We start from the raw sequence: 11,261 nt of genomic DNA, 5'->3' as shown, positions 1-11,261 counted from the left end.
GTGGGCGGGTGGGTCAGCCCACGCACACCGCAACCCGCAGACATATGCTGGCCGCGTGTGAACCCCGCCACCCCGTCCGGAGGACACATGTCACGTCGCACCGCCACCGCCGCTCTCGCCGCCGTCCTGTTGCTCGCCGGATGCTCGTCCGGGGACGGGAACGGGAAGGGCGACGAGCCCGATACGCAGCCGAGCAGCTCGGATCGTAGCGACAGCTCCGCGCCTGGCGGGCAGGGGGACGCGCCGCCCGCCAAGGGCTCTGTCGAGGTTGTCGAGACCGTCGCCGAAGGGCTCAAGTCGCCGTGGGGCATGGTCGTACTGCCCGAGGGAGATCTACTCGTCGCCTCGCGGGATGAGGGGACCGTCACCCACGTGGCGGCAGAGGGCGGGAAGAAAACCCAGGTCGGTGAGGTGCCGGGGGTGAAGGCCGGCGGTGAGGGCGGGTTGCTCGGGCTGGCCATGGGGGATGACAACCAGCTCTACGCGTACTTCACCTCCGACTCCGACAACCGCATCGTGCGGATGCTCTACGACAAGGACAAGCCCGCAGGGCAGCAGCTCCGCGCCCCCGACGTCGTCTACCGCGGGCTCGAGAAGGACCAGAACCACAACGGCGGGCGCATCGCCTTCGGGCCCGACGGGATGCTCTACGTCGGCACCGGCGAGCGCTACCACCCCGATCTGGCACAGGACAAGGACAAGCCGAACGGCAAGATCCTGCGGATGACCCCGGACGGCAAGCCCGCCAAGGGCAACCCCAAGGCCGACTCGGTCGTGTACTCGTACGGGCACCGCAACGTCCAGGGCCTCGCCTGGGACGGCGAAAAGCGGCTGTGGGCCTCGGAGTTCGGGCAGGACACCTGGGACGAGCTCAATCACATCCAGCCGGGCAAGAACTACGGCTGGCCCGTCGTCGAGGGCAAGAGCGAGGACAAGCGCTACACCAACCCGCTGGAGCAGTGGTCCACCGCCGACGCCTCGCCCAGCGGCCTCGCGTATTCCAAGGGCTCGCTCTGGATGGCGGGCCTGCGCGGCACCCGGCTCTGGCGGGTCCCGCTCGACGGCACGAAGGCCGTCGCCGAGCCGCAGGCCTTCCTCGAGCGTGAGTACGGGCGGCTGCGTACCGTCGTCGCCCTCGAAAACGGCGATCTACTCGTCACTACCAGCAACACCGACGGGCGGGGCGACGTGCGCGACGGCGACGACCGCATCCTGCGGCTCAAGGTCAGCTGAGGCCGTCCTCGAAAAGCCGCAGCCGGTGCGCCGCCGCCGCGGCCTCGCCGCGGCTGGAGACGCCCAGTTTCGCCAGGATGTTGGAGACGTGCACGCTCGCCGTCTTCGGTGAGATGAAGAGCTCGTCCGCGATCTGCCGGTTGGAGCGGCCGGTGGCCACCAGGCGCAGCACGTCCCGCTCGCGGGAGGTCAGGCCGAGCTCCTGCGCCGGGTCCTGCGGCACCGCCGCGTGGTCGCCGTCCGTCAGCGCCACCCGCGCCCGCGCCGCCAGCGCCGCGATCTCGGCGGCCAGCGGGGCGGCGCCCAGCTCCGCGGCCGTCTCGTGCGCCTGCCGCAGCAGCGCCGCGGGCGCCGGGCGCTCCCCCGGCCGCGCCGCCAGCAGCGCCTGCCCGTAGCGGAAGCGGGCCCGCGCCAGGTGGTACGGCCAGTCCAGCGGCTCCCACGCCGCCACCGCCTCCGCCCAGCGCTCGGCGGCCGCGGCGTCCGAGCCGTCGGCGGTGAGCAGTTCGGCCTCGGTGTCGAGCGCCTGCGCCGCCCATACCGGCACGAACTGCGGCAGCCCGCGCATCGCCTCGCGGATTCGCGTCACCGCCGCGCCCCGCCCGGCCTGCGCCGCCGGCAGCACCCGGGCGTCGGCCTCGGCCGCCGCGGCTTCGTACAGCAGCGGCCAGGCGTACCGCTGCATGCCCAGCGGGAAGCCCTCCGCCGCCGCCCGCGCCAGCAGCGCCCGCACCTCCAGGATGTGGCCGCCGGCGGCCGCGATGGTGACGTCGGCGCGGATGATCGGGAGGGAGTACTGGGGGTGCACGTCGTGGGTGTCGAGGTGCTTGCGGGCCTCGGCGAGCTGCGCGGCGGCGGCTTCCCGGTCGCCGCGGAGGATGGCCAGGTCGGCGCGGGCGCGGGCGGCGGAGCCGAGGCGCTTGGGGCTGTTGACCGCGCGGCCCACCTCCGTGGCCGCGGCGTCGGCCGCCGCCCAACGCCCCAGTGAGATCAGGCTGTTGGCCTGGTTGGAGAGCGCCATCGCCATCGGCTCGGTGAGGCCGTAGCGGCCCATCAGCTCGACCGCCTCCTCGCCGCGCTCCAGCGCTTCCGCGGACCGGCCGAGGCCCTCCAGGCAGTCGGGCAGGTTGATGTAGGCCCGCTGGATCACCAGCGGGGTGCCGAGCGCCACCGCGCGCCTGCGCACCTCGTACATCTCGGCGAGGCCGCCCTCCACGTCGCCGGTGTCGGCCGTCATCCAGCCGAGCGGGATGCGGACATGCAGCTCGGTCTGCTCGTCGCCGACCAGGCGGGCCAGGTCGACCGCGCGCTGGGCGGTCTCCATCGCCTCGCGGCCCGGGGTGTGCAGCGCCTGCCAGGTGGCGACCTCGGAGAGGACGTACGCGTGCACGGGTGACGGCGGCAGGCCGCGGACCAGCGCCTCCGCCTTCGCCAGCTCCTCCCAGCCGTCGCCGCGCGCGGTCAGCTGCACGCCGATCGAGCGCTCGGTCCAGAACCAGGCGGCGCGCAGCGACGTGTCGGCGTCCTGCGGGCGCCGGTCGAGCAGCCGCAGGGCCTGCTTGGCGAGCGAGAGGGCGCGCTCCAGCTCGGACGTGAGCCGGGCGGCCACCACGACGTCGGCCAGCAGGTCCATCAGGTCCTGGCCACCGTGGGCCTCCTCGGGCGCCTCGTCCCACAGCTCCACGGCGCGGTCGAGGAGCTGCAGTTGCTCGGCATACGCATGCCGGCGGCGGGCGTCGGCGGCGGCCTGCAGCGTGGCGGGCAGGGCGCGGGCGGGGTCGCGGGCCTGGTGCCAGAAGCTGGCCAGCCGGGCGGCGCGTTCCTCGGGTCGTACGAGCCCGGGGGCCGCCACCAGCGCCTCCGCGTACCGGCGGGCGACCTGGTGCCGCTCGCCGGGCAGCAGGTCGTCGGCGACCGCCTCGCGCAGCAGCGCGTGCCGGAAGCGGAACGCCTCGCTGTCCGCCGCCGGCTGCAGCACGCCCGCGTCGACCGCGGCGCGCAGCGCGGCGATGAGCTCGTCCTCGGGCAGTCCGGTGACGGCGGCCAGCAGCTCGTACTCGACGGTGGAGCCGCCGCCCGCGGCGATCCGCACCACCCGCTGGACCTCCTCGGGCAGCGCCTCGATACGGACCAGGAGCAGGTCGCGGAGGGAGTCGCTGAGCGGGCCGCCGTGCGCGGCGCCGCCGGAGAGGGCGAGCTCCTCGACGAAGAAGGCATTGCCGTCGGCGCGGCTGAACACGGCGTCGAGCAGCGCGGCGTCCGGCTCGGCGCCGCGGATGCCGGCGATCTGCCCCGCCACCTCGGCGCGGGTGAGCCGGGGCAGTTCGACGCGCTGCACGCTGCGCAGCCGGTCGAGCTCGGCGAGGGCGGGGCGGAGCGGGTGGCGGCGGTCGAGGTCGTCGGTGCGGTACGTGGCCAGGATGAGCAGCCGGGCCGCGCCCAGCGAGCGCAGCAGATACGCGAGCAGCTCGCGGGTGGAGCGGTCGGCCCAGTGCAGGTCCTCGACGACCAGGACCAGCGGGCGGTCGGCGGCCAGCCGCTCCAGCAGCCGCGCGGTGAGGTCGAACAGCCGCCCCCGGGCAGCCGCTTCGGGCCGGGCGCCGGCCTCGCCGATGCGCTCGCCGAGGTCGCCGAGCTCGGGCAGCAGCCCGGCCAGCTCGCCCTCCCGCCCCGCGGCGGCCTCGTCCATGGCCGAGCCGAGGGTGCGCCGGAGCGACCGCAGCGCGGTGGTGAGCGGAGCGAAGGGCAGGCCCTCCGCACCGGCCTCCACGCAGCCGCCCACGGCGACGACGGCGCCCTCCGCCTCGGCGGCGTGCAGGAACTCCTCGACCAGGCGGCTCTTGCCGACCCCGGCCTCACCGCCGACCAGCATCGCCTGCGGGACGCCGCCGGCGGCGCGCCCGAGCGCGGCGGCGAGCGCGTCCAGTTCGACGGCGCGGCCGACGAAGACGGGGCTGATGTGGGGTGCGGAGGTCACGCCGTCGAGCATGCCATGCGCCGCCGACAACGATCCGAGTTACCGGCCCTCCAGCACCGGCCGCGCCTTGTACGCCGCCTCGCCCCGCGTCGAAACGCCCAGCTTCGCCATCACGTTGGAGACGTGCACGCTCACCGTCTTCGGCGAGATGAAGAGCTCCTCGGCTATCTGCCGGTTGGTACGGCCCTGGGCGACGAGCCGCAGCACCTCGCGCTCGCGCGCGGTGAGGCCGAAGGCGTCGTCCTCGGCGGTCGGTGCTTCGGGCTCCTGCACGAGCGGGATCCCGGCCCGGGCGGCAAGCTGCGCCAGCTCGTCCCGCAAAGGCGCCGCGCGCATCCGGTCGGCGGTCTCGTACGCCTGCCGGAGCAACGCCGCGGCCGCCGCCCGCTGCCCGCTCGCCAGCAGCGCCTCGGCCCAGCGATGGCGGGCGAGGGCCAGCTCGTACGGGCGGTCGAGGGGCTCGAAGGCCGTGGCGGCCGCCGCCCAGGCGTCGGGGGCCGACGCCCCTTCCGCGCGGGCGAGTTCGGCCTCGGTGAGCCGCGCGTACGCGACCCAGACGGGGGCGTCCTGCGGGAGTGCGGCGGCTGCCTCGCGAAGGCGGGCGAGCAGGTCCGGCTCCGCGACCGCATGCGCCGCGGCGATGCGCAGCAGTGGCCAGGCGTGGCGGTGCTGGCCGGGCGGGAAACCTTCGTCCAGGGCGGTGCTGAGAATCCTGCGGGCCTCCTCCCGGTCGTCGCGCCGGCCGGCCAGCTCCAGGTCCATGGCGCGCAGCGGGATGGCGACCTGCGGCTGGGAGGCCTCCGTTCCGATCAGTTCACGGGCGTCCGCGAGGTGCGTCCCGGCCGCCTCGTCGTGGCCGCGCAGCAGGGTCAGAGCGGCGCGGTTCAGCGCGATCGCGCCGCGCACCAACGGCGAGCGGACCACGTCCGCGGCCCGCGCAAGGGTGTCCTCGGCGTCGTCCCAGCGGCCCAGGGAGCGCTGTGCCTCCGCCTTGTTGGCCAGCGCGAAGGCCGCGGTGCAGCCGCGGCCGTGCCGTCCGGCGGTGGCTGCCGCCGCCTCCGCGGCCTCGATCGCCTCCGCCGAGCGCCCCAGGGCGCCCAGCTCGGCCGACAGGTTCAGCCCGGCCCGTACCACGCCGAGGTGGTCGTCCAGCTCGTGCGCGCGCTCACGGGTGGCCAGCAGTTCGCTCAGGCCGCGTTCGTGGTCGCCCAGGAGGCAGCGCAGCACGCCGGCGGTGACCCGGGCGTTGATCTCCTGCTCATCGCTGCCGGAGGCGACAGCGAGCGCCACCGCTTCCTCGGCGGTGCGCAGTCCGTCGGCGGACGGTGCGTGCACCATCGCCCATCCCGCGGCGGAGGCCAGCACGGCCGCGTGCACGTCGGACGGCGGCTGCCCGGCCAGCAGTTCACGCGCCCGGCTGATCTCCTTCCAGCCGTCGCCCCGCCCCAGGTCGCACACCAGCCGGTTGCGCTGCAGCCAGAACCACGCCGCCCGTACCGGCTCGCGCTCCTCGTCGACGAGCTTCAGCGCCCACTTCGCCGCCGAATACGCACGCTCGTGCTCCCCGGCGTACCTGGCGGCGATCACCTTCTCGGCCAGCAGGTCGACATATCCACCCGCCGGCGGATACGCCTCCGCCTTTCCGAAGTCCTCCCAGTCCACCACCGCGCGCACGTCCGCCGGCGCCTCGTCCCACAACTCCAGGGCCCGCTCGAGCAGTTCATGCTGCTCCGCGAAGGCGTGCCGGCCGCGCGCCTCCGCCGCCGCCGCGAGCACCGCGGGCAGCGCCTTCGCCGCCACCCGGGCGTGGTGCCAGTGCCTCGCCACCCGAGTACGGAACTCCTCCGCCGGCACCAGGCCCGGCTCCCCCTCGAGCGCCTCCGCATACCGCCGGTTCAACCGGCTGCGCTCCCCCGGCAGCAGGTCATCGCACACCGCCTCCCGCAGCAGCGCGTGCCGCCAGCGGTACGCGTCCCGCCCGCACGACACGTCCGGCACCAGCACGCACCCCGCCACCGCCGCCCGCAGCGCGTCCAGCAGCTCGTCCTCGGGCATCGCGGTGACGGCCGCCAGCAGCCCGTACTCGACCAGGTCGCCGCCCTCCCCCGCCATCCGGACCACCCGCTGGGCGTGATCGGGCAGTTCCTCGATCCGTACGAGCAGCAGGTCGCGCAGCGATTCGCTCAGCCGGTCGCCGCCGGAGGAGACCAGCTCCTCGACGAAGAAGGGATTGCCGTCCGTACGGTCGAAGACCCGCGCCACCAGGGCGGGCTCCGGCTCGGCGAGGTCCCGGATCCCGGCGAGCTGAGCGCGCACCTCCTCGCGGGTGAGGCGGCGCAGATCAAGACGCGTGACGACGCGCATCCGGTCCAGCTCGGCCAGGAAGGGGCGCAGCGGGTGGCGGCGGTGGACGTCGTCCGAGCGGTAGGTGGCGACGATCAGCAGCCGCGTCCGGTGCACGGACCGGTACAGGTAGGCGAGCAGTTCGCGGCTGGAGCGGTCCGCCCAGTGCAGGTCCTCGAGGACCAGCACCACGGTGCGGTCGGCGGCCAGCCGCTCGAAGGCCTGGGCCGTCAGCTCGAAGAGCCGGGAACGGCCCTCCCGCGGATGCGTGTCGTCCATATCGACAAGTCCCCACGGCCACAGCTCCGACACGGCATCGGGGGCGAACTCGGGAAGTACTGCCTCGAGTTCGGCCTCGTTGCCGGTCAGCGCGCGGGCCGCGGTGACGAACGGGTGGTACGGGAGGCCGTCGGTGCCCAGCTCCAGGCAGCGGCCGACCGCGGTCATCGCGCCGCGCTCCTCGGCGCCGCGCAGGAACTCCTCCAGCAGCCTGGTCTTGCCGACCCCGGCTTCGCCCCCGATCAGAAACGCCTGCGGCTCGCCCGCGTCGGCGCGGGCGAGCGCGGCGTTCAGTGTTTCCATCTCTTCCGTGCGTCCGGCGAAGACCGGACTCAGGCGGATGCTCTCCACAACAGAGAGCATGTCACGGGCGGTTGATGCGACGGACGCGCCTGGCGTCGCCATGTCACGCGGCCTTCACCCACTGGCGACCATGCGAGCGGCCGTGTACGCGGCCGCTCTTGCGTGCCTTCTTGTCCGCCTTGGCGGCCTCGCGGGCGAGGCGCCGCTCGGCGGCCTGGCGGTGGAGCTCGGTGGCGCGGGCTTCGTGAAGCTCGTACTCAAACATGGTGTGTCTCCCCTGGAGGGTTTGTGTGCCAGCGTCTTTCGCTGTGCCTACAGCTTCTTCTCCAAGGGGGGTGCGCCACATCGGGAGACCTCCCCATCTCTGGGCCGCGGGTGCCTTAGATACGGGCCTGAGGAGGGGTGGATACGTCTAAGACCCCTGGGCGCGGGGGCCTTAGGAGGGGCCTAGACCGGCTCGGCCCGCTCGAAGAGGCGGAGCTTGTGGGCCACCGCGGCGGCCTCGCCGCGGCCTGCGACGCCGAGCTTGGCCATCATGTTGGAGACATGGACGCTGGCGGTCTTCGGGGAGATGAAGAGCTCCTCGGCTATCTGCCGGTTGGAGCGGCCGGCGGCCACCAGGCGCAGCACGTCCTGCTCGCGGGCGGTCAGTCCCAGGCTCTCCACGGCGTCCGCGGGCGTCTCGCCCCCGTCCCCGCCCAGCGCGATACGGGCCCGGCCCGCCAGCCGCTCGATCTCCGCGCGGAGCGGCTCTGCGGTCAGGTCCTCGGCCGCGCTGTGGGCGGCGGTCAGCAGCTCGGCGGCCTGGTCGCGGGCACCGTCCCCGCCCGCCGCGAGCAGGGCGGCGGCCCAGCGGTGCCGCACCCGCGCCCGCTGGTACGCGAAGGCGTACGGCTCCAGCCCGGCCGCCGTGCGCGCCCACAGGGCGGGGTCGTCCGCGCCCCGGGCGCGGGCCAGCTCGGCCTGGATGTGCAGCACCATCGCCGGGCGGCGCACCTGCTTCTGGGTGAGCCGGTCGGCTTCCTTGGCCAGCCGGTCGAGCAGCGCGGCATGCTCCTGCGCGGCTACGCCCGGCAGCCCGGCCGCGTCCGCCAGGAACTCGGCCCCGGCGAGCAGGAATTGCGCCACGTAAGGCGCCTGACCGGGCAGCGGCAGCATCTCGAAGCCGCGGCGCAGCATCGCCGCCGCCTCGGCGGTCTCGCCATGGGCGGCGGCGCAGGCGATCTCGCTGAAGATCAGCGGGAGTTCGTACTGCGGCTCGCCGTCGTTCTTGCCCATGTGGGCGCGGGCCGTGGTGAGCAGCCGCCGGGACTCCTCGTGCTGCCCCCGGAGCAGCGCCAGGGTGGCCGCGTTCTTCACCATGGCGGCGCGGGCCCGGGAGCCGCCGGCATACCGGCTCCACTCCTGGATCACCTCGTCGGCCTGCGGCCACTGCCCCAGGGTGATCAGGGACTCGGCGACATTGCCGGCGAGGAAGGCGGCGGCGTCGTACAGACCGCGGCGGCGCAGCTCGTCGATGCCCTCGCGGCCGGCTTCCACGGCCTCCGCCGAGCGGCCGTACTTCTCCAGCTGGTCGGTGACCGAGGCGTGGATCCGCATGAGCAGCCGCGGCGCCCCGATCCGGCCGGCCTGCTCGCGGGTCTCGAAGAGCTCGGCGAGCCAGCCGTCCTCCTCATTGCGCTCGGCCCGCATGGTGGCGAGCGTGACCCGGGCGTTCAACTCCACCTCGAGGGCGCCCACTTCGCGGGCCACCTCCACCGCGCGCTCGGTCATCTCGACCGTGCGGTCGTCCCAGCCGTGCAGCACCAGCCAGTTCGCCGCGTTGGACAGCACATCGGCCTGGACCGGGGACGGCGGCTGGTCCTCGACCAGCTTCAGCGCCTCGGCCAGCTCGGCCCAGCCGTTGCCGCGCCCGGAGCCGGCGGTCAGCCGGGAGCGCTCCATCCAGAACCAGGCCGCCCGCTTGGGGTCCTTGGCCGGGTCGATGAGCTTCAGCGCCTTCTTCACGAAACTCAGGCCCTGCTCGCGCATCCCGTCCACCCGCGCGGCCGCGGCGGCCTCGGCGAGCAGGTCGAGGAATTCGGGGTGCGACTTCTCCGGCCCGCAGCCGCACGGCGGATAGGACTCCAGGCTGCCCATGTGCGGCAGCGCGAGCCGGGTGGCCTCGTCCACCTCGTCCCACAGCTCCATCGCCCGCTCCAGCAGCTTCAGCTCCTCGGCGTACGCATGCCGCTCGCGGGTCTCCTCGATCGCCTGGACGACGGCGGGCAGCGCCTTGGCGGCATCGCGGGCGTAGTACCAGTAGCTGGCGAGGCGGGTGACCCGCTCCTCGGGCCGGACCAGCCCTGGGTCGGCCTCCAGCGCCTCGGCGTATCTGCGGCTCAGCCGGGTGCGCTCGCCGGGCAGCAGGTCGTCGATGACGGCCTCGCGGAGCAGGGCGTGCCGGAAGCGATAGCCGTCGCCGTCCTCGTCGGGGGCGGCGGGGACCAGGACATTGGCGCCGACGGCGGCCCGCAGGCCCTCGATCAGCTCGTCCTCACCGAGGCCGGAGACGGCGGCGAGCAGGGTGTGTTCGACCGTGGTGGTACGGGCGGCCACCCGCACCACCCGCTGGGCGGTCTCGGGCAGCTCCTCGATCCGTACCAGCAGCAGGTCGCGCAGCGATTCGCTGAGCCGGCCGTCGCCGCCGGAGAGCGCCAGCTCCTCGACGAAGAACGGATTGCCCTCGGACCGCTCGAAGATCTCCTGCACCAGCCCGTGGTCCGGCTCCGGCACGCCGCGGATGCCGGCGAGCTGGGCGCGCACCTCGTCCTCCACGAGCCGGGGCAGCTCGATGCGCTGCACGCTGCGCAGCCGGTCGAGCTCGGCGAGGAAGGGGCGCAGCGGATGGCGGCGGTGGACGTCGTCGGAGCGGTACGTGGCGAGCACGACGAGGCGGGCGCTCTGCACCGAGCGCACCAGATAGCCGAGCAGCTCACGGGTGGAGCGGTCGGCCCAGTGCAGGTCCTCCAGGGCCAGCACGATGGTGCGCTCCCCCGCCAGCCGCTCCAGCAGCCGGACGGTCAGCTCGAAGAGCCGCGCCCGGCCCTCCTGGTCGTGCACATCCCGGCCCGCGCTGCCGAGCTCCGGCAGCAGCCGCGCCAGCTCGGCCTCCCGGCCGGCCGCGGCGGCCGTCATCTCATCGCCGAGCTTGCGGTGGAGCGTCCGCAGCGCGGTGGCGAACGGCGCGAACGGGAGCCCCTCCGCGCCCAGCTCGAGGCAGCCGCCCACGGCGACCGTGGCGTCCTGCTCGCAGGCCGCGGCCAGGAACTCCTCCAGCAGCCGCGTCTTGCCCACGCCCGCCTCGCCGCCGACCACGAGCACCTGCGGCTCGCCGGTCGCGGCGCGGGCGAGCGCGGCGAGCAGCGTGCTGGACTCTTCCGCGCGGCCGACGAAGACCGGGCTGATCGAACGGCTCTCCACGCTGCAGAGCATCGCACAGGGGTCCGACAACGCGGGAGTGAGTTTTTCTCCGGGCAGAGCGGCCCGGGCTAGGAGGAAGGCACGGACGGCACCGAGGCGAAGAGGTCGAAGTACATCCCGCCCGCGATGATCAGCCCGAGGACGCCGAGGACCAGGCCCGCGACGGCGACGGAACGCACCCAGGTGACGGGCTGCTCGCGGCCACCGGCGATGACCGGGCGCAGCAGCACGAAGGCGGAGACGAGGACGGCGACCAGGGCGAAGGTGCCGTTGAAGAGGGCGGTGGTGTGCCACGGGGTGGCGTAGACGTCGGCGATCTGGTCGGCGGGGTTGCCGCCGGACTGGCCCTGGGCGGAGGTCTTGATCTGGCCGATCAGCTCCTTGCGGGCGGCCATGGTGTCCGCCATCCAGGTCCCGGTGAGGGAGAGGAGACCGAGCCCGGCTCCGGCGATCGAAGCGGCGCCGGCGGCGACGCCGGTACGGGGCTTGGCGGGGGGTGCGAGGTCCTCGACGACGTCGTCGTCCTCCACCTCGTCATCGGCGGCCTCAGCAGCTTCCGCCTTTTCCTCGGACTCCTCCAGCTCCGCCTCGGTGGTCTTGTTCTCGGTCTGGTCGTCGGTCTTGGTCGTTGCACTCATGCCGGGCACCGTAGGGGTGCTTTATG

General features: G+C 74.2%; 6 protein-coding genes. 1 reads left to right on the top strand and 5 read right to left on the bottom strand.

Annotated features, from left to right (window positions below):
* Positions 1-87: 87 nt before the first annotated feature.
* Positions 88-1,233 carry a PQQ-dependent sugar dehydrogenase gene (locus G5C51_RS08920; RefSeq protein WP_165234562.1) on the top strand — a complete coding sequence of 382 codons (1,146 nt, stop codon included), beginning with the start codon at positions 88-90 and terminating at the stop codon, positions 1,231-1,233.
* Here the strand turns inward: G5C51_RS08920 and G5C51_RS08915 are convergent.
* The 5 genes from G5C51_RS08915 to G5C51_RS08895 all read right to left on the bottom strand — a co-directional run bounded on the left by G5C51_RS08915 (position 1,226) and on the right by G5C51_RS08895 (position 11,235).
* Complete coding sequence (locus tag G5C51_RS08915) at positions 1,226-4,222, bottom strand: helix-turn-helix transcriptional regulator (protein WP_165234559.1); 2,997 nt, start codon at positions 4,220-4,222, stop codon at positions 1,226-1,228. The genes G5C51_RS08920 and G5C51_RS08915 overlap by 8 nt on opposite strands.
* A gap of 27 nt (positions 4,223-4,249) precedes the next feature.
* The gene (locus tag G5C51_RS08910) at positions 4,250-7,237 is read right to left on the bottom strand and encodes a helix-turn-helix transcriptional regulator (protein WP_165234556.1); all 2,988 of its coding nucleotides are present in this window, start codon (positions 7,235-7,237) and stop codon (positions 4,250-4,252) included.
* A 1-nt stretch (position 7,238) separates the two neighbouring features.
* Positions 7,239-7,400, bottom strand: a complete 162-nt coding sequence (locus G5C51_RS08905) for a hypothetical protein (protein ID WP_165234553.1) — start codon at positions 7,398-7,400, stop codon at positions 7,239-7,241.
* Positions 7,401-7,582: 182 nt separating this feature from the next.
* Positions 7,583-10,609, bottom strand: a complete 3,027-nt coding sequence (locus G5C51_RS08900; RefSeq protein ID WP_165234550.1) for a helix-turn-helix transcriptional regulator — start codon at positions 10,607-10,609, stop codon at positions 7,583-7,585.
* 56 nt (positions 10,610-10,665) lie between these two features.
* Positions 10,666-11,235: a hypothetical protein gene (locus tag G5C51_RS08895; RefSeq protein WP_165234547.1), complete on the bottom strand. Its 570-nt coding sequence runs from the start codon at positions 11,233-11,235 to the stop codon at positions 10,666-10,668.
* Positions 11,236-11,261: the final 26 nt, after the last annotated feature.

The organism is Streptomyces coryli (assembly GCF_011044975.1).
In the GTDB taxonomy this organism is placed as follows: Bacteria; Actinomycetota; Actinomycetes; order Streptomycetales; family Streptomycetaceae; genus Streptomyces; species Streptomyces coryli.
Note: the sequence above shows the minus strand (reverse complement) of the source record. Positions and strands in the feature narration are given on the sequence as shown.

Coding starts and splice junctions, on each gene's coding strand:
- G5C51_RS08900 (WP_165234550.1), bottom strand. CDS start 10,609: ATGCTCTGCAGCGTGGAGAGCCGTTCGATCAGCCCGGTCTTCGTCGGC.
- G5C51_RS08915 (WP_165234559.1), bottom strand. CDS start 4,222: ATGCTCGACGGCGTGACCTCCGCACCCCACATCAGCCCCGTCTTCGTC.
- G5C51_RS08895 (WP_165234547.1), bottom strand. CDS start 11,235: ATGAGTGCAACGACCAAGACCGACGACCAGACCGAGAACAAGACCACC.
- G5C51_RS08905 (WP_165234553.1), bottom strand. CDS start 7,400: ATGTTTGAGTACGAGCTTCACGAAGCCCGCGCCACCGAGCTCCACCGC.
- G5C51_RS08920 (WP_165234562.1), top strand. CDS start 88: ATGTCACGTCGCACCGCCACCGCCGCTCTCGCCGCCGTCCTGTTGCTC.
- G5C51_RS08910 (WP_165234556.1), bottom strand. CDS start 7,237: ATGGCGACGCCAGGCGCGTCCGTCGCATCAACCGCCCGTGACATGCTC.